This window comes from Streptomyces sp. NPDC004284, from assembly GCF_042874035.1.
GTDB lineage: Bacteria > Actinomycetota > Actinomycetes > Streptomycetales > Streptomycetaceae > Streptomyces.
On record NZ_JBIAMJ010000007.1, the window covers coordinates 268065 to 290771 of the forward strand.

Consider the following 22707-nt stretch of genomic DNA (forward strand, 5'->3'; position numbering starts at 1 on the left):
CGCGCCTCCCCGGTCCCAGATCCACCCATACGGGCTACGAAACGCGGCGGACGCCCTCGGCGAGTTCGGCCGCCAGTTCCCTTACGGCGGCGAGCCCGGCCGCCTCGTCGCCGTCGGCGTCGAGGAGCCGCTGCACGAAGGCGGAGCCGACGATGACGCCGTCGGCGAAGCCGGCGACCTCCTTCGCCTGCGTCGGGTTGGAGACGCCGAGACCCACGCACACCGGCAGTTCGGAGGTGGCACGGGTACGGCGGACCAGATCGGCCGCCGACTCGCCGACCGACTCGCGGGTGCCGGTGACCCCCATGAGCGAGGCCGCGTAGACGAAGCCGGAGCCGGCCGCCGTGATGGTGGCGAGGCGCTCGTCCTTGCTGCTGGGCGCGACGACGAAGACGGTCGCGAGACCGTGCTTGTCGGCGTGCTCGCGCCAGACGGCGGACTCCTGGACGGGCAGGTCGGGCAGGATGCAGCCCGCGCCGCCGGCCGCGGCGAGCTCCTCGGTGAAGCGCTCGATGCCGTACCGGTCGATCGGGTTCCAGTACGTCATGACGAGGACCGGCTTGCCGGTGGCCTCGTGGGCCTCCTTGACCGTCCGCATGACGTCGGCGATCTTCACCCCGCCGCGCAGGGCGATGTCGTCGGCGGTCTGGATGACCGGGCCGTCGAGGACCGGGTCGCTGTGCGGGAGCCCGACCTCGACGACGTCGGCGCCGCCGTCGAAGACGGCCTTGATGGCGGCGATGCCGCCGTCGACGGTCGGGAAGCCGGCCGGCAGGTACGCGATGAGCGCGGCCCGGTTCTCGGCCTTGGCCTTGGCGAGGGTGTCGCTGAGGAGCTGGATGTTTCCGGTGGTCACTTGGAGCCCCCCTCGGCGCCGTTGTCGTAGAGCCCGAAGTAGCGGGCGGCGGTGTCCATGTCCTTGTCTCCGCGCCCGGAGAGGTTCACCAGGAGCAGGGCGTCCTTGCCGAGCTCCTTGCCGACCTCCAGGGCGCCGGCGAGGGCGTGCGCCGACTCGATGGCCGGGATGATGCCCTCCGTACGGGAGAGCAGCCGCAGCGCCTGCATGGCGGCGTCGTCGGTGACGGCCCGGTACTCGCCGCGCCCGCTGTCCTTGAGGTAGGCGTGCTCGGGGCCGATGCCGGGGTAGTCGAGTCCGGCGGAGATCGAGTACGGCTCGGTGATCTGGCCCTCCTCGTCCTGGAGGACGTAGGAGCGGGAGCCGTGCAGGATGCCGGGCTCGCCGGCGGTGAGGGTGGCCGCGTGCTCGCCGGTCTCGACGCCGTGGCCGGCCGGCTCGCAGCCGACCAGGCGGACGCCCGCGTCCGGGACGAAGGCGTGGAAGAGGCCGATGGCGTTGGAGCCGCCGCCGACGCAGGCGATGGCCGCGTCGGGCAGGCGCCCGGCGCGCTCCAGGATCTGGCGGCGGGCCTCGACGCCGATGACCCGGTGGAAGTCGCGGACCATGGCGGGGAAGGGGTGCGGGCCGGCGACGGTGCCGAAGAGGTAGTGCGTCCGGTCCACGTTCGCGACCCAGTCGCGGAAGGCCTCGTTGATGGCGTCCTTGAGGGTGCGGCTGCCGGACTTCACGGCCACGACCTCGGCGCCGAGCATCCGCATCCGGGCCACGTTGAGGGCCTGGCGCTGGGTGTCGACCTCGCCCATGTAGATGGTGCAGTCGAGGCCGAACAGGGCGCAGGCGGTGGCCGTGGCCACGCCGTGCTGGCCGGCGCCGGTCTCGGCGATGACCCGCGTCTTGCCCATGCGCTTGGTCAGGAGCGCCTGCCCGAGGACGTTGTTGATCTTGTGCGAGCCGGTGTGGTTCAGGTCCTCGCGCTTGAGGAAGACCCGGGCACCGCCGGCGTGCTCGGCGAACCGCGGCACCTCGGTCAGCGCGCTCGGCCGGCCGGTGTAGTTGACCATCAGGTCGTTGAGCTCGCGGGCGAACTCGGGGTCCGCCTTCGCCTTCTCGTACTCCACGGCGACCTCGTCGACCGCGGCGACGAGGGCCTCCGGGATGAACTTGCCGCCGTACGCGCCGAAGTAGCCCTCGGCGTTGGGGACCTGGCCTTCCAGGTCCGGGATGAAGAACTCGCTGGACATGCGGATGCGCTCCTCGCGGGGCGGGGGCCCCGGGATACGTGGGGTTGGTGGTCACGGTATGCGCGCGACGCACTCACGTACGGCAACCTCGTCGCTCCCCGTTGTGGGCAATCGTTCCGCTGGGGCGGAACGGGTGGGCACGACGGAACGGCGCCCTTGCCGGCGCCGGAGGCTCCCGAGCCTGAACCCGCACCCCTGGTGGCGGCGCACTCGTGGTGCGGGTCCAGGCGCGGAACGCGGAGGCGCCGCTGAAGGCGCCGTCCCGTGTGCCCACCCGTCCCGCCCTGCGGGACGATTGCCCACACGGCGGGTGGCGCGGGCCCAACGGCGTCAGGCGGCGTTGCTGTACGTGAAGGTGCGCGCGGGGCGCGGGCGCCATCGCATGCCGTTGACCTGGCCCGGTTCGGAGCCGATGACGTAGCGGACCCGGCGGCCGTGGACACGGCGGGCGGGTGCGCGGCAGCCGCGCGGTCGGCAGCCCCGGGCCAGGGGGGCGTGCTTGGAGACGGGGGCGGCGGCGGTACGGAGCCGGCCACGGCGGCCCGAGGCGTCCGCGGGCACGACCGGGCCGCCCGGGGCGGAGCCCAGGGCGGTCGGCGTGGCGCGGACGGGGGTCATGACTCGGTCAGCTCCGGCCGTGGCGGAGGGCCGGGTGGGCGCCGGCGGCGACGAGGTCGGCGACGGCGGCCTTCGGGTCGCGGCCGGTGACGAGGGACTCGCCGACGAGGACCGCGTCGGCTCCCGCGTTGGCGTAGGCGATGAGGTCGTGCGGGCCGCGGACGCCGGACTCGGCGACCTTGACGATGTGCGCGGGGATCTCGGGGGCGACGCGCTCGAAGGTGGAGCGGTCGACCTTGAGGGTCTTGAGGTTGCGCGCGTTGACGCCGATGATGCGGGCGCCCGCGTCGACGGCGCGCTCGACCTCCTCCTCGTCGTGGACCTCGACCAGCGGGGTGAGACCGATGGACTCGGCGCGCTCGATGAGGGAGACCAGCGCCTCCTGCTCCAGGGCGGCGACGATGAGGAGCGCGAGATCCGCTCCGTACGCCCGCGCCTCCCAGAGCTGGTACGCGGTGACGATGAAGTCCTTGCGCAGCACCGGGATGTCGACCCGGGCGCGGACGGCCTCCAGGTCGGCGAGGGAGCCGCCGAAGCGGCGCTGCTCGGTGAGGACAGAGATGACGGCGGCGCCGCCCGCCTCGTAGTCCGCGGCGAGTCCGGCCGGGTCGGCGATCGCGGCGAGCGCGCCCTTGGACGGGCTGGAGCGCTTGACCTCGCAGATCACCTTGACGCCGTCCCCGCGCAGTGCGGCGACGCCGTCCTTGGCCTGCGGCGCCTTGGCGGCGCGCTCCTTGAGCTCGTCGAGGGTGACCCGCGCCTGCCGCTCTGCGAGGTCGGCGCGCACGCCGTCGATGATCTCGTCGAGCACACTCACGCGAGGGGCCCCCTTCCGGGACGGTGACGGTGATGATGAACCAGGTTCAGCCACTTCGATCCTATCCGCAGGACGGCCCCGGATTCGCATCGGCCGGAGCGGCGTCCCACCTGCTGGGACTCCCGAACGGCCCTCAGGGGGCCAGGGCGGAGCCGAAGGGAAGGTTCCGGACCAGGGTGAAGAGGGCGAGGACGGCCCCGATCCCCCACCACCAGGCCGGGGAGACCGCGATGCGCATGGGCACTCCGCGGACGGCGCGAATCAGCCATACGACCATGACGACGGCGAAGATCCCGTAGCCGACGACGGCGAGGGCGTTGGCGCCGAGGGCGGCCTGCAGGTCGCCGTGGGCGAAGGCGTGGGCACTGCGGAGTCCGCCGCAGCCGGGGCAGTAGACGCCCGTGAAGCGCAGGAGCGGGCAGACGGGGTAGTGCCCGGGTTCGTTGGGGTCGACGGCCCCGACGTACGCGAACGCGGCGACGACCCCGGCGAGGACCCCGACCGGCACGGACAGCCGCCGCACGAGCGACCTCGGCGCGGGCGGCGCCGCCGGAACGTACGCCCCCGGCCAGGGGCCGTGCCCGGGCGGCACGGGCCCGGACGGTGACACGTACCCGTCCGGGGGTACGGGCCCGCCCGGCCACAGGGCAGGGCCCGGCGATACGGGCGGCGCGCCCGGCGAGGCGTCAGGGCCGCCAGGCGAGGCGTCGGCGGGGCCCGGCTCGGCCGGCCCGCCCCGCGTGGCGCCGGAGGCCGAAGGCACCGGACCGCCCGGCAACGCGCCGGAGACCGGCTGTACCGCGGCACCCTCCGACACCGCCGCACCCCCCGGCGCCCCCGCGCCCGGCGCGGCCGGCGCGGCCGCCGGAGCATTCGGGCGGGCAGGTTCACCCGGGCGGGTGGGGGGATCGTCGGTCACGGCTCCGGCCGTCGGCTGCGCGTCCATCCGGTGATTCTCGCCCCTGACGCGCGAGGGCGCAGCCCGGCACGGCCGGACTGCGCCCTCGGGTGCGTCGGGCCGTGTCAGGCGCGGGCCTTCGCGGTGGCGGTCGCGGCCGCGCGGGCGGCGACGACGGCCTCCGAGTCCTTCGGCATGCCGAGGCCCGCCGCCTTCATCGCGCCGCCGACGACGCCGCCGAGGAGGATGACGCCCATGCCGGCCCAGAAACCGGGCAGGTTGGCGGCCACCATGAAGACGCCGGCGATGCAGAAGCCGATGAAGGAGATGATGACACCGGTCCAGGCGGCCGGGGTGTGTCCGTGGGCGCTGCCCGCCATGAGTTGCTCCTCGTTGCAGTTGCTCGATGGTGAGGTCTCGCGTGCGCGGACACTCGGCGTTCATTCTCCCGCACGTGGGCGCGCGAGGATGAATCGGGGGTGCCCGGACGATCACGCGTCGCGAACAGAACCGTTCACTCGCCCCGGGTGGGGTCCTCGCCGCGGTCCAGGGCCTTCCACAGGTCCTCGGGGCGGTCCGGGTCGGTGGCCGGGGCCTTGCGGCCGGCGCGGGGGGTGCCGGAGCGTTCGTAGCGGCCGCCCATCGCCGGCCAGTTCTGGCCGAAGCGGAGGGCGAAGAGGCCGGCGAGCAGGATGAGGACGGCGCCCGCGGCGGTCACGTACGGCCAGACGGTGTGGGTGAGGCCGGCGACGGCTGCGGCGGTGTCACCGCTGATCCGGGCGGCCTCGGAGTCCAGGGCGGCGCTGTCGGAGGCGCCGAGGACCGCGGCGAGCGCGGCGCCCGCGCCGCTGAGCGCGAGGAGCGCGGCGACGAGGGTCCGGCCGGTGCGGCGGACGGCGAAGACGGCGAAGAGCGCGGCGAGGCCGACGATCGCGAGGGCGGTCGGCACTCCGGTGACGGCGCTGCCGTCGGCCTTGACGGGGACGCTGCCGCCGACGACGGACGCGGTGCCCTCGGCCCAGATCTGGCCGGCGGAGAGGAGGACGACGGTGGCGCCGAGGGCACCGAGGAGGAGGGCCGTCGCCAGGCTGCGGCGGCCACCGGTGGGGGCGGCCGCGCGGGCGGCCCGGGGCTGGGGTACGGGTACGGCACTCACGCACCCCACTATCCCCTACGTGCTCAGTCGTTGTTCATCCGGTTGGCGGTGTGGACGGCACGGAGGACGGCCGCGGCCTTGTTGCGGCACTCGTTGTCCTCGGCGACCGGGTCGGAGTCGGCGACGACACCCGCTCCGGCCTGCACGTACGCCGTTCCGTCGCGGAGCAGCGCGGTGCGGATGGCGATGGCGGTGTCGGCGTCCCCGGCGAAATCGAGATAACCGACACATCCGCCGTAGAGGCCCCGCCGGGAGGGTTCGAGCTCCTCGATGATCTGCATGGCGCGGGGCTTGGGCGCGCCGGAGAGCGTGCCGGCGGGGAAGCAGGCGGTGAGGACGTCGAAGGCGGTGCGGCCCTCGGCGACCTCGCCGGTGACGGTGGAGACGATGTGCATGACGTGCGAGTAGCGCTCGATCGACATGAAGTCGACGACCTCGACGGAGCCGGGGGTGCAGACGCGGCCGAGGTCGTTGCGGCCGAGGTCGACGAGCATGAGGTGCTCGGCGCGCTCCTTGGGGTCGGCGAGCAGTTCCTCGGCGAGGTCGTGGTCCTCCTGCGGGGTGGCGCCGCGGTGCCGGGTGCCGGCGATGGGGTGGAGCATCGCCTGCCCGTCCTCGACCTTGACGAGGGCCTCGGGCGAGGAGCCGACGACGTCGAAGCCGTTCTCGAAGCGGAAGAGGTACATGTACGGGGACGGGTTGGTGGCCCGCAGGACCCGGTACACGTCGAGCGCGGAGGCGGTGCAGGAGGTCTCGAAGCGCTGCGAGGGCACGACCTGGAAGGCCTCGCCGGCGCGGATGCGCTCCTTGATGTCCTCGACGGCGTCCTGGTAGGCATCGCCGCCCCAGAGGGCCGTGAAGCCGGGGAGCTCGGAGGGCGGCAGGGCGGCGGGGGCGGTGGCGACCGGACGGGCCAGGTCGGCCTCCATGGCGTCCAGGCGGGAGACGGCGTGCGCGTACGCCTCGTCGACGCCGGTCTCCAGGTCGTTGTGGTTGATCGCGTTGGCGATCAGCAGGACCGAGCCGTCCCAGTGGTCGAGGACCGCGAGGTCGCTGGTGAGGAGCATGGTGAGCTCGGGGAGCTCCAGGTCGTCGCGGGTGGAGTCGCCGATCTTCTCCAGGCGGCGGACGATGTCGTAGCCGAGGTAGCCGACCATGCCGCCCGTGAAGGGGGGCATCCCGGACGCGAGGTCGCGCGGGGTGTGGAGGGTCTCGACGGTGGCGCGCAGGGCGTCGAGCGGGTCGCCGTCCGTGGGGACGCCGACGGGCGGGGTGCCGAGCCAGTGCGCCTGGCCGTCCTTCACCGTCAGGGTCGCGTCGCTGCGGACGCCGATGAAGGAGTAGCGGGACCAGCTGCGGCCGTTCTCCGCGGATTCGAGGAGGAAGGTGCCGGGGCGTTCGGCGGCGAGCTTGCGGTAGAGCCCGACCGGGGTGTCGCCGTCCGCGAGGAGCCTGCGGCTGACGGGGATGACGCGGCGGTCGGCCGCCAGCTTGCGGAAGGTCTCGAGATCCATGGCGCCAGACCTTACTGGGATACGGGGAGCACGTCGGTGTCGAAGCAGGTGCGGGTGCCGGTGTGGCAGGCGGCGCCGACCTGGTCGACCTTGACGAGGAGGGTGTCGGCGTCGCAGTCGAGGGCGACGGACTTGACGTGCTGGACGTGCCCGGAGGTGTCACCCTTGACCCAGTACTCGCTCCGGCTGCGGGACCAGTAGGTGCAGCGGCCGGTGGTGAGGGTGCGGTGGAGGGCCTCGTCGTCCATCCAGCCGAGCATCAGCACCTCACCGGTGTCGTACTGCTGGGCGATGGCGGGGACGAGCCCGTCGGCGCTGCGCTTGAGGCGGGCGGCGATGGCCGGGTCGAGGTCGCTGGAGGTCCGGGGCGTGCTGGTCATGGCGCCATTGTGCCGCGATCCGGGGCGGTGTCCGGCGGGGCGTCCACTGGGCGGACCGGAGGGGCCGGTCGTACGCTGGCGGACATGTCGACCCATGCGAAACGTGAACGGCTTCTGCTCGCCGATCTGTTGGAGGCGGCGGGCCCCGACGCGCCGACGCTCTGCGAGGGCTGGCGCACCCGGGACCTGGCGGCCCATGTGGTGGTGCGGGAGCGGCGTCCGGACGCGGCGGCGGGAAACCTCGTACCGGTGCTGAGGGATCGGCTGGACCGGGTGCAGGCGGAGTTCGCCGACAAGCCGTACGAGGAACTGATCCAGCTCATCCGGACGGGTCCGCCGAAGTTCTCGCCGTTCACCATCAAGCAGGTGGACGAGGGGGCGAACGTCGTCGAGTTCTACGTCCACGCGGAGGACGTCCGCCGGGCCCAGCCCGACTGGTCGGCGCGGGAGCTGGACCCGGTCTTCGCGGACGCGCTCTGGTCCCGCCTCGAACGGATGGCCCGTCTCCTCGGCCGCAAGGCGCCGGTGGGTCTGGTCCTCCGCCGTCCGAACGGCCAGACGGCCGTCGCCCATCGCGGCACCCCCGTGGTGACGGCCTCCGGGGAGCCGGGCGAGCTGGTGATGTACCTGTACGGCCGCCAGGACTCGGCGAAGGTGGCCCTCGAGGGCGAGCCGGAGGCGATCGAGCGGCTGCGGGAGACGAAGCAGCTGGGGATCTAGCCCTTCGGGAGTTCGGCGCGGCGGACGGCGGTGACCAGCAGGCTGTACACGCCGGACAGGGCGCAGACCGCCGCGCTGACGACGAAGACCGGGCCGGGGCCCCAGACGCCGATGGCGGTGCCGGTGACCGGGAAGCTGAGCGGGGCGATGCCGAGGCTGCCGAGGCTGGAGACGGCGCTCACCCGGCCGAGGTAGGCGGGGTCGCACTCGGTCTGTACGAGGGCGTTGCAGAGGGCTCCGGAGAGTCCGGCGAGCAGGCCGATGGAGACCGCGACGAGGACGGCGAGGGGCAGCTGGGGGACGTAGGCGAGGGCGCCGATCGATACGGCTCCGAGCACCATGGTCCAGCCCATGACGACGCCGGCCCGGGGTATGCGGCCCTTGACGGTCAGCAGCAGGGAGGCGCCGCCGGCGCCGATTCCGAAGCCGGCGAGGACCCAGCCGATGCCGGAGGCATCCCAGCCGCGCTGGTCGGAGAGGATCGCGAGGCCGACGTTGAGGGGGCCGGCGAAGCCGAGGTCGGCGAGCAGGACGACGATCATCAGCGGGCCGAGCGCCTTGTGGCCACGGAGGTAGCGCAGGCCGTCGGCGAGGTCGCGTAGGGCGGTGCGGTCGGACGCCTCGTCCTCCTGCGGCAGCGGGCGGAGCTTCAGCGCGCCGAGCAGGGGCAGGGAGAGCGCGAAGAGGATCCCGGCGACGCCGAAGGCGGTGGCGGAGCCGCCGAGGGCGACGGCGAGGCCGCCCAGCGGGGCGCCGAGGACGGCGCCCGAACGGTAGGCGAGGCCGCGCATCCCCTGGACGCGGGCCAGCTGGTCGCGCTCGGCGATGCGGGGCGGCAGGGCGCCCACGGCGGGCAGGAAGAGGGCGTCGACGACGCCGAAGACGAGGGCGACGGCGGCGAGCGCCCACAGGCCGGGCGAGGCGAGGAACAGGGTCGCGGCCAGGCCGAGGACGACGAGGGCACGGACGGTGTCGGAGGCGAGGACGACCCGGCGCGGGCCGAGGCGGTCGGCGATCGCTCCGCCGACGAGCAGAAGCAGGGCGCGGGGCACGGCCGACACGGCCATGACGAGCCCGGCCTGGGCGGGGGTGCCGCTGCTCACGGCGGTCCAGGAGAGGGCGAGGTAGAAGACGCTGTCGCCGAGCGTGGAGGCGGTGTAGGCACCGAGCCAGCGCAGGACCCGGGGGTTGCGGTGGGCGGGGCGGACGGCCGCGGGAGCGGCGGTGGTCGTGGTCATCGCCCTCAGCCTCGGTAGGGGAAGCCGTGCAGGTGGACGGCGACGTTCTCGCGGCCCTCGGTGTCGCCGGCGGCCTCGGCGGCGCGGGCCGCCTGGTCGTACTTCTTGAGAAGCGCGTCCAGCTCCTCGCCGAGGGAGGCGAGCTCCGGAGCGGTGAGGCGGGGCAGCCACTCGGAGCTGATGACGGCCGAGCGCCACTCGTCGGACCAGGTGAGGCGCTCGTCGAGGTAGCGGCGGTGGAGTTCGGTGCGCTGTTCGTTGATGGTGCGCCCGACGGCGTCGCTCGCGGCGGCCATCTCCGGATTCCCTCGCACGTCCTCGTCACGGATGGACAGCCCGTAGGAACTGGGCTGCCACCAGCGCTCGCGGCCGTCGGCGGACTGCGCCTCGGCCTCCTCGATGAGGCCGTGCTCGGCGAGCTTGCGCAGGTGGTAGCTGACGAGGGAGACGGCCTCGTCGACCTGCTCGGCGAGCTGGGACGCGGTGGCGGTGCGGGCCACGAACAGGGCCCGGTAGAGGCGCATGCGCAGGGGGTGCGCGATGGCCTTGAGGGTGCCGAGGTCGTCGATGCGGCGGTTCTCCTGCGAGGTCATGTCCACGACCCTAGATACGAAAGAAAACTTGCGCAACATAATTTGCACAAATAATCCTGCGCATCCCGCGAAAGAAGAAGGGCCCCCGAGGGGGCCCTTCTCACGGCGTCGTTCAGCGGACCGGGTGGCCCGCCTCCCGCAGCGTCTCCTTGACCTGCGAGATCCGCAGGTCGCCGAAGTGGAAGACGGAGGCCGCGAGCACCGCGTCCGCGCCCGCCGCGACGGCCGGCGGGAAGTCGGCGAGCTTGCCGGCGCCGCCGGAGGCGATCACCGGGACCGTCACGTGCTTGCGCACGGCCGCGATCATCTCGGTGTCGTAGCCGTCCTTCGTGCCGTCGGCGTCCATCGAGTTGAGCAGGATCTCCCCCGCGCCCAGCTCGGCGGCCCGGTGCGCCCACTCGACGGCGTCGATGCCGGTGCCCTTGCGGCCGCCGTGCGTCGTCACCTCGAAGGAGCCGGTGGGCGTGCGGCGGGCGTCGACCGACAGGACGAGCACCTGGCGGCCGAAGCGCTCCGCGATCTCCCGGATCAGCTCGGGGCGCTCGATGGCGGCGGTGTTGACGCCCACCTTGTCGGCGCCGGCCCGCAGCAGCTTGTCGACGTCCTCGGCCGAGCGGACGCCGCCGCCGACCGTGAGCGGGATGAAGACCTGCTCGGCGGTGCGGCGCACCACGTCGTAGGTGGTCTCCCGGTTGCCGGAGGAGGCGGTGATGTCGAGGAAGGTCAGCTCGTCGGCGCCCTCGGCGTCGTACAGCTTGGCCATCTCGACGGGGTCGCCCGCGTCCCGCAGGTTCTGGAAGTTGACGCCCTTGACGACCCGGCCGTTGTCCACGTCCAGGCAGGGGATCACGCGTACGGCGAGGCTCATGCCGCATCACTCCTGTACGCCTCGACCTCGACCTCGACCACCAGGCGGGGGTCGACGAAGCCCGAGACGATGATCATCGAGGCGGCCGGACGGACGGCGTCGAACAGCTCCTTGTGGGCGCGGCCGACCTCCTCCACGTCCCGGGCGTGCGTGATGTACATCCGGGTCCGGACGACGTCCTGGGGGCCGAGGTCCAGCTGCTTCAGGGCGTCGAAGGCCACGTTGAAGGAGTTGACGGCCTGCTCGTACGGGCCGCCGTCGGCGATCGCTCCGCCGATCACGGACGTGCAGCCGGAGACGAGGACGGTCCCGTTGGGCAGCTCGACCGCGCGGGAGTAGCCGAACTGCTCCTCCCAGGGAGCGCCGGTGACGACCTTGCGGACCTCCGCGGTCACGACGCCACCGCCGCGAGCGCCTCTTCGAGGGTGAAGGCCTTGGCGTACAGCGCCTTGCCCACGATCGCGCCCTCGACGCCCAGCGGGACCAGGCCGGACAGGGCCCGCAGGTCGTCCAGGGAGGACACGCCGCCGGAGGCGACGACGGGCTTGTCGGTGGCCGCGCAGACGTTCTTCAGGAGCTCCAGGTTGGGGCCCTGGAGGGTGCCGTCCTTGGCGATGTCGGTGACGACGTAGCGGGAGCAGCCCTCGGAGTCGAGGCGGGCGAGCGTCTCGTACAGGTCGCCGCCGTCGCGGGTCCAGCCGCGGCCGCGCAGGGTCGTGCCGCGCACGTCGAGGCCGACGGCGATCTTGTCGCCGTGCTCGGCGATGACCTTGGCGACCCACTCGGGGGTCTCCAGGGCGGCGGTGCCGAGGTTGACGCGGGTGCAGCCGGTGGCGAGGGCGGCGGCGAGCGTGGCGTCGTCGCGGATGCCGCCGGAGAGCTCGACCTTGATGTCCATGGCCTCGGTGACCTCACGGACCAGGTCGCGGTTGTCGCCGGTGCCGAAGGCGGCGTCCAGGTCGACGAGGTGGAGCCACTCGGCGCCGGCGCGCTGCCAGGCGAGGGCGGCCTCCAGCGGGGAGCCGTAGGAGGTCTCGCTGCCGGACTCGCCGTGGACGAGCCGGACGGCCTGGCCGTCGCGGACGTCGACGGCGGGGAGGAGTTCGAGCACGCTTCTAGACGGCACAGTCACAGGGTTCCGATCCAGTTGGTGAGGAGCTGGGCACCGGCGTCGCCGGACTTCTCGGGGTGGAACTGGGTGGCCCACAGGGCGCCGTTCTCCACGGCGGCGACGAAGGGCTCGCCGTGGGTGGCCCAGCTGACCTTGGGGGCGCGGATGTTGGGGTTGCCGACCTCCAGGGTCCACTCGCGCACCGCGTAGGAGTGCACGAAGTAGTACCGGGCGTCGGCGTCGAGCCCCGCGAACAGCTGGGTGTCGGCGGGCGCGTCGACCGTGTTCCAGCCCATGTGGGGGACGACGGGGGCGTTCAGCGGCTCGACCGTGCCGGGCCACTCGTCGAGGCCCTCGGTCTGCACGCCGTGCTCGATGCCCTCGGCGAAGAGGATCTGCATGCCGACGCAGATGCCCATGACGGGGCGGCCGCCGGAGAGCCTGCGGCCGATGATCCAGTCGCCGCGGGCCTCCTTGAGGCCCTGCATGCAGGCGGAGAAGGCGCCGACGCCGGGGACGAGGAGTCCGTCGGCGTTCATGGCCGTGTCGTAGTCGCGGGTGATCTCGACGTCGGCGCCGACGCGGGCGAGCGCGCGCTCGGCGGAGCGCACGTTGCCGAAGCCGTAGTCGAAGACGACGACCTTCTTCGGGGAAGTCGTGCTCATGACCACACGTCCAGACGCAGCACGCCGGCGGAGAGACACATCGCGGCGCCGATGGAGAGCAGCACGATGAGGCTCTTGGGCATCTGCTGCTTGACGAAGGAGTAGATGCCGCCGAGCAGGAAGAGCCCGACGAGGATGAGGATGGTGGAGAGGCCGGTCACGGTTACAGCGCGCCCTTCGTGGAGGGGAGGATTCCGGCGGCGCGCGGGTCGCGCTCGGAGGCGTAGCGCAGCGCGCGGGCGAGGGCCTTGAACTGGCACTCCACGATGTGGTGCGCGTTGCGGCCGTACGGCACGTGGACGTGCAGCGCGATCTGGGCCTGGGCGACGAAGGACTCCAGGATGTGCCGGGTCATCGTCGTGTCGTACGAGCCGATCATCGGCGCCATGTTCTCGGGCTCGGTGTGCACGAGGTACGGGCGGCCGGAGAGGTCGACGGTGACCTGGGCGAGCGACTCGTCCAGCGGGACCGTGCAGTTGCCGAAGCGGTAGATGCCGACCTTGTCGCCGAGGGCCTGCTTGAAGGCGGCACCGAGGGCGAGGGCGGTGTCCTCGATGGTGTGGTGCGAGTCGATGTGCAGGTCGCCGTCGGTCTTGACGGTCAGGTCGAAGAGCCCGTGCCGGCCGAGCTGGTCGAGCATGTGGTCGTAGAAGCCGACCCCGGTCGACACGTCGACCTTCCCGGTGCCGTCGAGGTCGATCTCGACGACGACCGAGGTCTCCTTGGTGGTGCGCTCAACGCGGCCTACGCGGCTCATCGTTCCTGCTCCTTCATCAGTTCACGGACCGCGTCGAGGAACGCGTCGTTCTCTTCGGGGGTGCCGGCGGTGACCCGCAGCCATCCCGGTACGCCGTTGTCCCGGACCAGGACGCCCCGGTCGAGGATCGACTGCCAGGCCGCGTGCGTGTCGGGGAACTTCCCGAACTGCACGAAGTTGGCATCGGATTCGGTGACCTCGCAGCCGAGGGCGCGCAGCTCGGTGACGAGGCGGTCGCGCTCGGCCTTGAGCTGCTCGACGTACCCGAGGAGGGTGTCGGTGTGCTCCAGGGCGGCGAGCGCGGTGGCCTGGGTGACGGCCGAGAGGTGGTACGGCAGGCGGACCAGCTGCACGGCGTCGACGACGGCCGGGTGGGCGGCGAGGTAGCCGAGGCGGAGTCCGGCGGCGCCGAAGGCCTTGGACATCGTCCGGGAGACCACCAGGTTCGGGCGGCCCTCGATGAGGGGCAGCAGCGAGTCGCGGTGGCTGAACTCCACGTACGCCTCGTCCACGACGACCATCGAGGGCTTGGCCGCCTGCGCCGCCTCGTACAGGGCGAGGACGGTGCCCGCGTTCACGGCGGTGCCGGTGGGGTTGTTGGGCGAGGTGATGAAGACGACGTCCGGCGCGTTCTCGGCGATGGCCGAGACCGCCGCCTCCACGTCGATCGTGAAGTCCTCGTTGCGCGGGCCGGAGATCCAGCCGGTGCCGGTGCCGCGGGCGATCAGGGCGTGCATCGAGTACGAGGGCTCGAAGCCGATCGCGGTGCGGCCGGGGCCGCCGAAGGTCTGCAGCAACTGCTGGAGGACCTCGTTGGAGCCGTTGGCCGCCCACACGTTCTCGACGCCGACGCGGTGTCCGCCGGTCCGGGTGAGGTAGGCGGCGAGCTCGGTGCGCAGCTCGATCGCGTCCCGGTCGGGGTAGCGGTTGAGGCCGCGGGCGGCCTCGGCGACCCGCTCCGCGATCCGGGCCACCAGGGGCTCGGGCAGCGGGTAGGGGTTCTCGTTGGTGTTCAGCTGGACGGGGACGTCGAGCTGGGGCGCGCCGTAGGGGGACTTGCCGCGCAGCTCGTCCCGGACGGGAAGGTCGTCGATCTCGATCTTGCTCACTTGCTCTGCGGCACCTTCCATCCGAACCGTGCCTTGATCGCCGCGCCGTGGGCCGGGAGGTCCTCGGCCTCGGCGAGGGTGACGACGTGGTGGGCGACGTCGGCGAGGGCGTCGCGCGTGTAGTCCACGATGTGCACGCCGCGCAGGAAGGACTGCACGGAGAGGCCCGAGGAGTGGCAGGCGCAGCCGCCGGTGGGCAGGACGTGGTTGGAGCCGGCGCAGTAGTCGCCGAGCGAGACCGGCGCCCAGGGGCCGACGAAGATCGCGCCGGCGTTGCGGACGCGGTCGGCGACGGCGGCGGCGTCGGCGGTCTGGATCTCCAGGTGCTCGGCGCCGTACGCGTCGACGACCTTGAGGCCGTCGGCGAGGTCGCGGACGAGGACGATCGCGGACTGGCGGCCGACCAGGGCCGGGACGATCCGGTCGTCGACGTGCTTGGAGGCGGCGACCTGGGTCTTCAGCTCGCCCTCGGTGGCGGCGGCCAGCTCCTCGGAGTCGGTGACGAGGACGGAGGCGGCCATCGGGTCGTGCTCGGCCTGGCTGATGAGGTCGGCGGCGACGTGCACGGGGTCGGCGGTGGAGTCCGCGAGGATCGCGATCTCCGTGGGGCCGGCCTCGGCGTCGATGCCGATGCGGCCCTTGAGGAGGCGCTTGGCGGCGGCCACGTAGATGTTGCCGGGGCCGGTGACCAGGTTGACGGGGGCGCAGCCGGGCTCGTCGGCGGTGCCCTCCGTGCCGTACGCGAACATGGCGATGGCCTGGGCGCCGCCGGCCGCGTACACCTCGTCGACGCCGAGGAGGGCGCAGGCGGCGAGGATCGTCGGGTGCGGAAGGCCGCCGAACTCCTTCTGCGGGGGCGAGGCGATGGCCACGCCCTCGACGCCGGCCTCCTGGGCGGGGACGACGTTCATCACGACGGAGGACGGGTAGACGGAGCGGCCGCCCGGCACGTACAGGCCGACGCGCTCGACGGGGATCCACTTCTCGGTGACCGTGCCGCCGGGGACGACCTGGGTGGTGTGGGTGGTGCGGCGCTGCTCGCGGTGGACGAGCCGGGCGCGCCGGATGGACTCTTCGAGGGCGGCGCGGACGGCCGGGTCGAGCTCGTCGAGGGCGCGGCCGATCGCCTCGGCGGGGACGCGCAGGCCCGGGACGCGGACGCCGTCGAATTTCTCCCCGTAGTCGATCACCGCCGCCGCACCATGATGCCGGACGTCCTCGCAGATCGGCCGCACCTTCTCCAGGGCGGCTTCCACGTCGAACTCGGCACGGGGCAGCAGGTCGCGCAGGGCGGTTCCCTCGGGGAGGGCGTCGCCGCGCAGATCGATTCGAGAGATCACGGGTCAATTCTCGCAGACGGCCTACAACGCCGGTCGCCCGTATCAGCAGCTGATACATGCCCCTCACTGGCTGATACGCGCCACGGTGGCGTCTCCTCGCCACTCCTGACCGTTAGCGTTCAGCCCGTCACAGTGCGGGAAGAACGACTGTACGAATCCACGAATCCCGGGAAGCGGAATCGTGGGAGCGCATCGGGGAGAGCGAGGGGGCGGCAGTGACCGAGCCGCACGAGGACGGAATGCCGGAAGGTCTCACGGGCCCGGAGCGGGCCATGTGGCGGGCGTTCCGGATCGGCAGGACCTGCGATCTGACGGAGGGGATCGCGGAGCGGGACGACCCCTTCGGGGGACGGGAGTGGGGGGAGGAGCGGAGCGTCCGCGCCGACGTGGTGGCGCTGCTGCTGCTCGACGGGCCGCCGGCCCGGTCCGGGCGGGTGGCCGCGCTGAAGCTGCGCGGGGTCAGGATCACCGGCGTGCTGAACCTGGCGGGCGGGACGATAGGGCCGTACGTGGAGCTGCACGGCTGCCGGTTCGACGGCGAGGTGGTGCTGCCCGAGGCCCGGTTCGGCACGCTGCGGATGGTCGAGTGCGCGCTGCCGCGCCTGGAGGCGGCCCGGCTGCACACGGAGGGCGATCTGCACCTGCCGCGCTGCCGGGTGCGGCGGGGCATCCGGCTGACGGACGCCCAGATCGGCACGGACCTGCTGATCAACCAGATCCAGGTGTGGCCCGACCGGCGGGGGCGGGCGATCACGGCGGACGGGATGGTGGTCGCCCAGGACCTCCAGGCCGAGCTGATCGAGACCCACGGGGAGCTGAGCCTGCGCGGGGCGAAGGTGGGCGTCTCGCTCAGCCTGCGGGGCAGCGTGCTGCGCGGGGCGCAGGGCCGCCGCGCGCTGAACGCCCCGCAGCTGACGGTGGAGCGCTCGCTCTACCTGAACGCGGCCTGGGTGTACGAGGAGGCCTCCGGCCGTACGGGGAGCACGACGGCCACTCCGCCGTACGGGGTGACGCCCGTCCAGGGCACCCGGCGCAGACCGGTGGAGTGCCACGGCGGGGTGCGGCTCGACGACGGCCGGTTCGGTGACGCGGTGGACCTGCACTCCGCCCGCTTCCTGCTGAGCGGCGCCCGGCGGGAGGAGGTGTCGCTGCGCCGGATCGTCACCCCGGAGCTGCGGTTCAACGGCGAGCGGCCGGAGGAGGGGCGGGTGGTGCTCAACGGCGCCAAGGTCGTCACCCTGATCGACCTGTCGACGAGCTGGCCGGGGCCCGGCGGGCTCGCGATGGGCGGCTTCGTCTACGAGAACCTCGTGCCGTACGGGCACTTCCCCCTGGCCCGGCGCCTGGAGTGGGTGGCGGCGGCGACCCCGGAGTACGCCCCCGAGCCGTACGAGCGGCTCGCGGCGGTCCTGCGGAACAGCGGGGAGGACGCCGACGCCCGCGAGGTGCTGCTCGCCAAGCAGCGGCGCCGACGGGAGACCCTGCCGATCGCGGGGAAGCTGTGGGGGTACCTCCAGGACTGGACCGTGGCGTACGGCTACCGGCCGGGCCGGGCGGCGCTGTGGATGGCCGTGCTGTGGGCGGCGGGCACGGTGGCCTTCGCCCACTACCGCCCGATACCGCTGAAGGCGGACGAGGCACCCGAGTGGAACGCCACGCTGTACGCGCTCGACCTGCTGATACCCGTGATCAACCTCGGCCAGGACGGCTCCTGGCGCCTGGAGGGCATCTGGCAGTGGGCGGCGACGGTCCTGATCCTCCTCGGCTGGATCCTCGCGACGACGGTGGCGGCGGGCGCGACCCGCTTGCTGAGGAGGGGGTGAGGGCGCGGGGGTGAGGGTGCTGTCACCACGAGGTGAGGGTGCTGTCGTGACCCGGTGATGCGGCTGCCGTGGCGGGCACGGCCGGGGGAGAATGCAGACATCATGTCCCTTCTCCGCGCCCTGGTCGGCATCGTCCGCTCGGCCCGGCACGCGCCGCGGCTCGCCGCGGAGCTCGTGCCGGGCGACGACGTGCTCCTCGACGCCCCGGACGAGCGGCTCTCCCCCGCCCTGGTCGCCGCGGCCCTCGGCGATCCGGAGCCCGCGGCGAAGCTGCTCGCGACCACCCGGGACGCCGGCGAGTGGGAGGACCGCGACCGGTACGTCACCCGGCTCGCCACCTTCGCGTACAGCAGGGGCGACTGGCTCACCCGGTGGCTCGCCGCCGCGCCGGGCGATCCCGACGCCCTCCTCGTCACGGCGCAGCTCGCCGTCCGCAGGGCCTGGGAGTCCCCGGCGCGGGGGGAGCGGCTGCGCGAGCTCGCCCCGCTGGTGCGGGAGATCGCCGGGGAGGCGCCGCACGATCCGGTGCCGTGGCGGCTGGCGCTCGACCACGCGCGCGGGGCGCACGCCGGGCACGCGGTCTTCGAGTCGCTGTGGGAGCAGGCCGTGCGCCGCTCCCCGCACCACTACGGCTGCCACGTCGCCGCCCTGAAGTACCTCTCCGCGCAGTGGTACGGCTCGCACCGCGCCGCCTTCGACTTCGCCGAGCAGGCCGCGGACGACGCCGCCCCGGGCTCGCTCGTCGGGGCGCTGCCGGTCCGCGCGGCCTACGACGGGCTCCGGGTGCCGCAGGGCCCGGACGGGGCCGTGCCGGCCGCCCGGATCGACCGGGCGGTGCGCCGTGCCCTGGCCCTGTCGGCGGATTTCCCGGTGGGCGACCCGTGGCCGGCCGAGGTCCGCAACCTGCTCGCGTACGTGCTGGTGGAGCGGGCGCGCTGGGCGGAGGCGTGGGAGGAGTTCGGGCGGATCGGCCCGTACGCGACCTCGTTCCCCTGGGGTGCCGCACGGGGTGCCGTACGGGGGGATCCCCTGCTGGGCTTCCTGGCCGCGCGGGACCGGACACGGGGCGAACTGGCCCACCGGACGCCCCTTCGCGGCCCGGGTCCGGGAAGGACCGGACGGGGCGGGCCCGGCGGCCATTAGGCTTGGCGGCTGTGACCACCGCTCGCCTGCCTCTCTTCCCGCTCAACGCGGTGCTGTTCCCCGGCCTCGTGCTGCCGCTGAACGTCTTCGAGGAGCGTTATCGCGCCATGATGCGCGAGCTGCTCACGATCGACGACGCCGAGCCGCGCCGCTTCGCCGTCGTGGCCATCCGCGACGGCCGCGAGGTCGCGCCGACGGCCCCCGGCATGCCGGACCAGACGGCGCTGCCGGAGAAGGGCCCGGCAGCGGGCTTCGGCTCCGATCCCATCCAGTCCTTCCACCGGGTCGGCTGCATCGCCGACGCGGCGTCGATCCGGGAGCGCGCCGACGGCAGCTTCGAGGTGATGACCACCGGCACGACCCGGGTCAAGCTGCTGTCGGTCGACGCGAGCGGGCCGTTCCTGACGGCCGAGGTCGAGGAGATCCCCGAGGAGCAGGGCGAGGAGGCGGCCGCGCTCGCCGAGGGCGTGCTGCGGGCCTTCCGGAACTACCAGAAGCGCCTCGCGGGGGCCCGTGAGCGCTCGCTGACGACGAGTGAGCTGCCCGACGAGCCCTCCGTGGTGTCGTACCTGGTCGCGGCGGCCGCGGTCCTCGACGTCCCCTCGAAGCAGCGGCTGCTCCAGGCGCCGGACACGGCGACCCGGCTGCGCGAGGAGCTGACGCTGCTGCGGGCGGAGACCGCGGTGCTGAGGCATCTACCGTCGCTGCCGGTGGTGGACCTGACGCAGGCCCCGACCTACCCGAACTGACCCGGCCCCGCCGGGCCGACCGAGCCGACCGAGCCGAGGAAGAACGCGTGGCGAAGAAGCAGAAGAAGAACAGCGGGGGCACTCCGGCGACGGTGGCCCTGACGGCGGCCGGCACCCCGTTCACCCTGCACGCGTACGAGCACGACCCGGCCTCCCCCTCGTACGGCGAGGAGGCGGCGGAGGCCCTCGGCGTCTCCCCCGACCGGGTCTTCAAGACGCTGGTCGCGGACGTCGACGGCGAGCTGACGGTCGCGGTGGTCCCGGTGGCCGGCCAGCTGGACCTGAAGGCGCTGGCCTCGGCGGTCGGCGGGAAGCGGGCCGCGATGGCCGACCCGGCGGCGGCGGAGCGCACGACGGGGTACGTCCGGGGCGGCATCTCCCCGCTGGGCCAGCGCAAGCGGCTCCGTACGGTCCTCGACTCCTCGGCCTCGGAGCACGCGACGGTCTGCATCTCGGCGGGCCGCCGCGGCCTGGAGGTGGAGCTCTCCCCCGCCGACCTGGCCGCCCTCACCTCGGCGGTCGTGGCCCCGATCGGCCGCGCCTGACGTCAGGCGCGGCCTCCCCGGGTCTCAGTGCGAGCCGGGTCCCTGTGTGTACGGCTTCGGCTGCCCCCAGGGCTCCGGTTCCGGGTCGCGGGGGCCGAAGGCGGCCGTCAGCGCGAGGTGCACGATCATGGCGGCGAGCGGCCAGGCCAGCATCGCGGCGGCCCCGAGGTTCAGTTCGAGCGGCGCCTCGAAGGGGACGTTCGGGCCGACCGCCTTCGCGTGGGCGACCACGTCACCGGTCGGGCCGAAGCCCGTCCCGATCCACCAGGCGAGCAGCGAGCCCAGGCCGCCGCCGAGCGCGAGGCCGAGCACGAGCGGGACGCCGCCCTTGCGGCGCAGCAGGAAGACGACGAGCGCGGCGACCGCGCCGAAGGCCAGCGCGAGGAGCACGAACGTTCCGTCGGCGCCGATCGCCTGCTCCCCCTCGGAGTTCCGGAGGTAGACGCCCTTGCCGTCCGAGATGAGCAGGACCCGCGGGGCCAGGTTCAGCCACAGCACCCCGAGCAGCGCCCCCGCGACCGCGGAGGCGAGGGTCACCAGCACGCCCTGCACGACCTCGGCGCCCGTGATCGGGTCCCCGGCCGGGCCGAGCGGCGGCGGGGGCGGCGGGGGCCAGTCGGGATCGTTCGGCGGCTGGTGAGGCGGAGTCAGGGGTGCGGTCACCCCGCCATCGTGCCAGGTGTCCCTGTGGCCCGCCTCAGCGGACGGCGGCCCGCCGGTAGGCCCAGGTGGCGACGGCGAGCGAGACGACGCCGACCACCCCGCACACGGCGAGGTCGCCTGCGACGGCCGCCCAGTCGGGACGCGGCTCGAAGGTGCGGGCCAGGGCCTCCACGCCGTACGTCGACGGCAGCAGGTCCCGCGCCCAGCCGATCGGTCCCGGCAGCCGCTCGGCGGGGAGGACCCCGAGGAGCAGGGCCGCCGACATCCCGAGCTGGCCCAGGAGGGTGGCCAGCTCCTGGCGGGGCGCGAGCAGCCCGAGGGCCGCGCCGAGCCCGGCGAGCGCCGCCCCGGCGAGCGGGACGACGGCGGCGAGGATCCACAGCTGGCCGAGGGGCAGCCCGAAGAGCAGGGAACCGGCGACGGCGGTGACGGCGGTCCCGGGCACGGTGAAGGAGGCGTACGCCCCGGCCGCGCCGAGGACGACGGCGGCGGGCGGCACGGGCAGGGTGGCGTAGTGGTCGAGGCCGCCGCCGGCCCGCAGCTGCCCGAAGTACTGGGCGAGCAGGTTGAGCGCGACGAAGGCGACGACGAGGACGGTGGAGCCGGCCACGACCGCGCGCGCCTCGGAGCCTCCGTCGACGACCCCGCGCATCAGGACCATGATCCCGATCGACTGGAAGGTGGCGACGAACAGCAGCGGGATGCGGGCGACGCGGGCCCGGCTGAGCTGCGCCCGGTAGACGGCGGCCAGGGACGGCAGGAGCCGGGCGCGCGGGGCGAGGGGCGCGGCGCCGTCGTCCGCGTCCCGGCTCGCGGCGGGGAGTGCGCCGGTCGGCAGGACCTCGGCGGGCAGGGTGCTCACTGCGTGCGGCTCCTGAGGGTGACGTGCGGTACGTGAGGGGGGTGCGTCACGCCTTCACCAGTCCCTCGGTCGCGCCGCCCAGGGCGAGGTACACGTCCTCCAGGCTGGGCGTGGCCAGGGTGAAGTCGTCGAGCGCGGCGAAGGCGGCCCCGCCGGTGACGGTGGCGACGGCTTCGCGGGCGGCGTCGGGGGCGAGCCGGAGGTGCCAGCGGCGTCCGGTCTCCTGGGCGAGCCCGCGCAGGGCGGCGACCTCGGGCAGCTGGAGCGGGGGCGCGTCGCGCCAGACCAGCTCGACGCGGACCTCGCCGGCGACCCGCTCCTTGAGTCCGGCGGGGGTGTCGCAGGCGATGACCCGGCCGCGGTCGATGACGGCGACCCGGTCGAGGACGGTCTCGGCCTCGATGACGTTGTGGGTGACGAGCAGCACGGTGGTGCCGTGCTCGGCGCGGCGCCGGTCGACGGCGGCCCAGACGGCGCGCCGGGCGACCGGGTCCATGCCGGTGGTGGGTTCGTCGAGGACGAGGACGGGCCGGCGGCCGACGAGCGCGGCGGCGAAGCAGGCGAGCCGCCGCTGTCCGCCGGAGAGCTTCTTGAGGGCGCGGCCGGCGATCTCGCCGAGCCCGAGCTCCTCCAGGACGGCGTCGCGCTCGGCGCGGGCGTCGTGGGCGCCGAGGCCGCGGAGCCGTCCGGTGGTCTCGGCGGCGAGGGAGACGGTCAGCTCGTCGAGGGCGGTGGACTCCTGGCCGAGGTAGGCGAGGAGCCGGGCCGCCCGCTCGGGGTGGCGCACGAGGTCGTGGCCGAGGAGTTCGACGGTGCCGGAGTCGGGGCGCATGAGCCCGGTGAGCTGGCGGACGAGGGTGGACTTGCCGGCGCCGTTGGGGCCGAGCAGGCCGAAGATCTCGCCGCCGCGCACGTCGAGGCTGATCCCGTCGGTGGCCCGCACCTCGGGGGTCGCGGGCGCACCGCGCCTGCCGCGCGTGGCGGGGTACGTCTTGACCAGATCCCGCACCACGCACACCGTACTCACGGGGTAAGAGC

27 protein-coding genes are annotated in these 22707 nt (G+C 73.7%); 5 read left to right on the forward strand and 22 right to left on the reverse strand.

Translation table 11 applies throughout. The features are described from left to right. Nucleotides 1-34 precede the first annotated feature (34 nt). The 9 genes from trpA to hisI form a co-directional block, all read right to left on the reverse strand. A complete protein-coding gene (gene trpA / locus ACFYUS_RS20490; RefSeq protein WP_388853683.1) occupies nucleotides 35-856 on the reverse strand; it encodes a tryptophan synthase subunit alpha in 822 nt (273 codons plus the stop codon). Further along, nucleotides 853-2100, reverse strand: coding sequence for a tryptophan synthase subunit beta (gene trpB / locus ACFYUS_RS20495; protein WP_388853686.1), 1248 nt, complete (start codon nucleotides 2098-2100; stop codon nucleotides 853-855). The genes trpA and trpB overlap by 4 nt, the downstream gene beginning before the upstream one ends. A gap of 330 nt (nucleotides 2101-2430) precedes the next feature. Continuing rightward, nucleotides 2431-2718 (reverse strand): tryptophan biosynthesis modulator TrpM, encoded by a 288-nt coding sequence (gene trpM, locus ACFYUS_RS20500; RefSeq protein WP_388853689.1) that lies wholly within the window; start codon nucleotides 2716-2718, stop codon nucleotides 2431-2433. A 7-nt stretch (nucleotides 2719-2725) separates the two neighbouring features. Then, nucleotides 2726-3535, reverse strand: coding sequence for an indole-3-glycerol phosphate synthase TrpC (gene trpC, locus ACFYUS_RS20505; protein ID WP_376584785.1), 810 nt, complete (start codon nucleotides 3533-3535; stop codon nucleotides 2726-2728). A gap of 133 nt (nucleotides 3536-3668) precedes the next feature. Further along, on the reverse strand, nucleotides 3669-4127 hold the full coding sequence (locus tag ACFYUS_RS20510; protein ID WP_388853692.1) for a DUF2752 domain-containing protein: 459 nt from the start codon (nucleotides 4125-4127) through the stop codon (nucleotides 3669-3671). 431 nt (nucleotides 4128-4558) lie between these two features. Continuing rightward, complete coding sequence (locus tag ACFYUS_RS20515) at nucleotides 4559-4813, reverse strand: HGxxPAAW family protein (RefSeq protein ID WP_388853696.1); 255 nt, start codon at nucleotides 4811-4813, stop codon at nucleotides 4559-4561. A 134-nt stretch (nucleotides 4814-4947) separates the two neighbouring features. After that, nucleotides 4948-5598: a TIGR02234 family membrane protein gene (locus ACFYUS_RS20520; RefSeq protein WP_388853698.1), complete on the reverse strand. Its 651-nt coding sequence runs from the start codon at nucleotides 5596-5598 to the stop codon at nucleotides 4948-4950. A 14-nt stretch (nucleotides 5599-5612) separates the two neighbouring features. After that, nucleotides 5613-7103: an anthranilate synthase component I gene (locus ACFYUS_RS20525; protein WP_388853700.1), complete on the reverse strand. Its 1491-nt coding sequence runs from the start codon at nucleotides 7101-7103 to the stop codon at nucleotides 5613-5615. 11 nt (nucleotides 7104-7114) lie between these two features. Then, nucleotides 7115-7483, reverse strand: coding sequence for a phosphoribosyl-AMP cyclohydrolase (gene hisI, locus ACFYUS_RS20530; RefSeq protein WP_388853702.1), 369 nt, complete (start codon nucleotides 7481-7483; stop codon nucleotides 7115-7117). An 84-nt stretch (nucleotides 7484-7567) separates the two neighbouring features. On the opposite strand from hisI, the gene ACFYUS_RS20535 reads away from it, so the two are divergent. Beyond that, nucleotides 7568-8203: a TIGR03085 family metal-binding protein gene (locus tag ACFYUS_RS20535; RefSeq protein WP_388853705.1), complete on the forward strand. Its 636-nt coding sequence runs from the start codon at nucleotides 7568-7570 to the stop codon at nucleotides 8201-8203. Here the strand turns inward: ACFYUS_RS20535 and ACFYUS_RS20540 are convergent. The 10 genes from ACFYUS_RS20540 to hisD all read right to left on the reverse strand — a co-directional run bounded on the left by ACFYUS_RS20540 (nucleotide 8200) and on the right by hisD (nucleotide 15884). Next, nucleotides 8200-9441 carry an MFS transporter gene (locus tag ACFYUS_RS20540; protein ID WP_388853708.1) on the reverse strand — a complete coding sequence of 414 codons (1242 nt, stop codon included), beginning with the start codon at nucleotides 9439-9441 and terminating at the stop codon, nucleotides 8200-8202. The genes ACFYUS_RS20535 and ACFYUS_RS20540 overlap by 4 nt on opposite strands. 5 nt (nucleotides 9442-9446) lie before the next feature. Then, on the reverse strand, nucleotides 9447-10034 hold the full coding sequence (locus tag ACFYUS_RS20545; protein ID WP_388853711.1) for an ArsR/SmtB family transcription factor: 588 nt from the start codon (nucleotides 10032-10034) through the stop codon (nucleotides 9447-9449). A gap of 112 nt (nucleotides 10035-10146) precedes the next feature. Beyond that, a complete protein-coding gene (gene hisF / locus ACFYUS_RS20550) occupies nucleotides 10147-10902 on the reverse strand; it encodes an imidazole glycerol phosphate synthase subunit HisF (RefSeq protein WP_388853714.1) in 756 nt (251 codons plus the stop codon). Beyond that, on the reverse strand, nucleotides 10899-11297 hold the full coding sequence (locus tag ACFYUS_RS20555) for a RidA family protein (protein ID WP_388853717.1): 399 nt from the start codon (nucleotides 11295-11297) through the stop codon (nucleotides 10899-10901). The genes hisF and ACFYUS_RS20555 overlap by 4 nt, the downstream gene beginning before the upstream one ends. Beyond that, on the reverse strand, nucleotides 11294-12028 hold the full coding sequence (gene priA, locus ACFYUS_RS20560) for a bifunctional 1-(5-phosphoribosyl)-5-((5-phosphoribosylamino)methylideneamino)imidazole-4-carboxamide isomerase/phosphoribosylanthranilate isomerase PriA (protein WP_388853720.1): 735 nt from the start codon (nucleotides 12026-12028) through the stop codon (nucleotides 11294-11296). Before priA ends, ACFYUS_RS20555 begins: the two co-directional genes overlap by 4 nt. A gap of 2 nt (nucleotides 12029-12030) precedes the next feature. Then, nucleotides 12031-12678 (reverse strand): imidazole glycerol phosphate synthase subunit HisH, encoded by a 648-nt coding sequence (gene hisH, locus ACFYUS_RS20565; protein ID WP_388853723.1) that lies wholly within the window; start codon nucleotides 12676-12678, stop codon nucleotides 12031-12033. After that, complete coding sequence (locus tag ACFYUS_RS20570) at nucleotides 12675-12839, reverse strand: hypothetical protein (protein WP_388853726.1); 165 nt, start codon at nucleotides 12837-12839, stop codon at nucleotides 12675-12677. The genes hisH and ACFYUS_RS20570 overlap by 4 nt, the downstream gene beginning before the upstream one ends. Nucleotides 12840-12841: 2 nt before the next feature. Next, entirely contained in the window at nucleotides 12842-13435 is a 594-nt protein-coding gene (gene hisB / locus ACFYUS_RS20575) for an imidazoleglycerol-phosphate dehydratase HisB (RefSeq protein WP_030492957.1), read from the reverse strand. Further along, the gene (locus ACFYUS_RS20580; RefSeq protein WP_388853729.1) at nucleotides 13432-14544 is read right to left on the reverse strand and encodes a histidinol-phosphate transaminase; all 1113 of its coding nucleotides are present in this window, start codon (nucleotides 14542-14544) and stop codon (nucleotides 13432-13434) included. Before ACFYUS_RS20580 ends, hisB begins: the two co-directional genes overlap by 4 nt. Continuing rightward, complete coding sequence (gene hisD, locus ACFYUS_RS20585) at nucleotides 14541-15884, reverse strand: histidinol dehydrogenase (RefSeq protein ID WP_388853732.1); 1344 nt, start codon at nucleotides 15882-15884, stop codon at nucleotides 14541-14543. Before hisD ends, ACFYUS_RS20580 begins: the two co-directional genes overlap by 4 nt. A 215-nt stretch (nucleotides 15885-16099) precedes the next feature. Here hisD and ACFYUS_RS20590 point away from each other — a divergent pair, with 215 nt between their 5' ends. The 4 genes from ACFYUS_RS20590 (at nucleotide 16100) to ybaK (ending at nucleotide 20144) form a co-directional block, all read left to right on the forward strand. After that, complete coding sequence (locus ACFYUS_RS20590) at nucleotides 16100-17707, forward strand: oxidoreductase (RefSeq protein WP_388853735.1); 1608 nt, start codon at nucleotides 16100-16102, stop codon at nucleotides 17705-17707. A 102-nt stretch (nucleotides 17708-17809) separates the two neighbouring features. Continuing rightward, nucleotides 17810-18850 carry a hypothetical protein gene (locus tag ACFYUS_RS20595; RefSeq protein ID WP_388853737.1) on the forward strand — a complete coding sequence of 347 codons (1041 nt, stop codon included), beginning with the start codon at nucleotides 17810-17812 and terminating at the stop codon, nucleotides 18848-18850. Between the two features lie 11 nt (nucleotides 18851-18861). Next, on the forward strand, nucleotides 18862-19599 hold the full coding sequence (locus tag ACFYUS_RS20600) for an LON peptidase substrate-binding domain-containing protein (RefSeq protein WP_388853740.1): 738 nt from the start codon (nucleotides 18862-18864) through the stop codon (nucleotides 19597-19599). 47 nt (nucleotides 19600-19646) lie between these two features. Next, nucleotides 19647-20144 (forward strand): Cys-tRNA(Pro) deacylase, encoded by a 498-nt coding sequence (gene ybaK / locus ACFYUS_RS20605; RefSeq protein WP_388853743.1) that lies wholly within the window; start codon nucleotides 19647-19649, stop codon nucleotides 20142-20144. Between the two features lie 24 nt (nucleotides 20145-20168). On the opposite strand, the gene ACFYUS_RS20610 is transcribed toward ybaK, so the two are convergent. The 3 genes from ACFYUS_RS20610 to ACFYUS_RS20620 form a co-directional block, all read right to left on the reverse strand. Then, nucleotides 20169-20807, reverse strand: coding sequence for a DUF2567 domain-containing protein (locus ACFYUS_RS20610; protein ID WP_388853746.1), 639 nt, complete (start codon nucleotides 20805-20807; stop codon nucleotides 20169-20171). Between the two features lie 34 nt (nucleotides 20808-20841). After that, nucleotides 20842-21645: an ABC transporter permease gene (locus ACFYUS_RS20615; RefSeq protein WP_388854137.1), complete on the reverse strand. Its 804-nt coding sequence runs from the start codon at nucleotides 21643-21645 to the stop codon at nucleotides 20842-20844. 70 nt (nucleotides 21646-21715) lie between these two features. Next, on the reverse strand, nucleotides 21716-22687 hold the full coding sequence (locus tag ACFYUS_RS20620) for an ABC transporter ATP-binding protein (RefSeq protein WP_388854145.1): 972 nt from the start codon (nucleotides 22685-22687) through the stop codon (nucleotides 21716-21718). Between the last annotated feature and the right edge of the window lie 20 nt (nucleotides 22688-22707).

What these genes read in the sequence shown, in the direction of transcription:
- hisH (WP_388853723.1), bottom strand. Translation starts at nt 12,678, where the DNA reads ATGAGCACGACTTCCCCGAAGAAGGTCGTCGTCTTCGACTACGGCTTC.
- trpB (WP_388853686.1), bottom strand. Translation starts at nt 2,100, where the DNA reads ATGTCCAGCGAGTTCTTCATCCCGGACCTGGAAGGCCAGGTCCCCAAC.
- hisI (WP_388853702.1), bottom strand. Translation starts at nt 7,483, where the DNA reads ATGACCAGCACGCCCCGGACCTCCAGCGACCTCGACCCGGCCATCGCC.
- ACFYUS_RS20545 (WP_388853711.1), bottom strand. Translation starts at nt 10,034, where the DNA reads ATGACCTCGCAGGAGAACCGCCGCATCGACGACCTCGGCACCCTCAAG.
- ACFYUS_RS20515 (WP_388853696.1), bottom strand. Translation starts at nt 4,813, where the DNA reads ATGGCGGGCAGCGCCCACGGACACACCCCGGCCGCCTGGACCGGTGTC.
- trpM (WP_388853689.1), bottom strand. Translation starts at nt 2,718, where the DNA reads ATGACCCCCGTCCGCGCCACGCCGACCGCCCTGGGCTCCGCCCCGGGC.
- ACFYUS_RS20540 (WP_388853708.1), bottom strand. Translation starts at nt 9,441, where the DNA reads ATGACCACGACCACCGCCGCTCCCGCGGCCGTCCGCCCCGCCCACCGC.
- ACFYUS_RS20535 (WP_388853705.1), top strand. Translation starts at nt 7,568, where the DNA reads ATGTCGACCCATGCGAAACGTGAACGGCTTCTGCTCGCCGATCTGTTG.
- ACFYUS_RS20595 (WP_388853737.1), top strand. Translation starts at nt 17,810, where the DNA reads ATGTCCCTTCTCCGCGCCCTGGTCGGCATCGTCCGCTCGGCCCGGCAC.
- ACFYUS_RS20525 (WP_388853700.1), bottom strand. Translation starts at nt 7,103, where the DNA reads ATGGATCTCGAGACCTTCCGCAAGCTGGCGGCCGACCGCCGCGTCATC.
- hisB (WP_030492957.1), bottom strand. Translation starts at nt 13,435, where the DNA reads ATGAGCCGCGTAGGCCGCGTTGAGCGCACCACCAAGGAGACCTCGGTC.
- hisF (WP_388853714.1), bottom strand. Translation starts at nt 10,902, where the DNA reads ATGAGCCTCGCCGTACGCGTGATCCCCTGCCTGGACGTGGACAACGGC.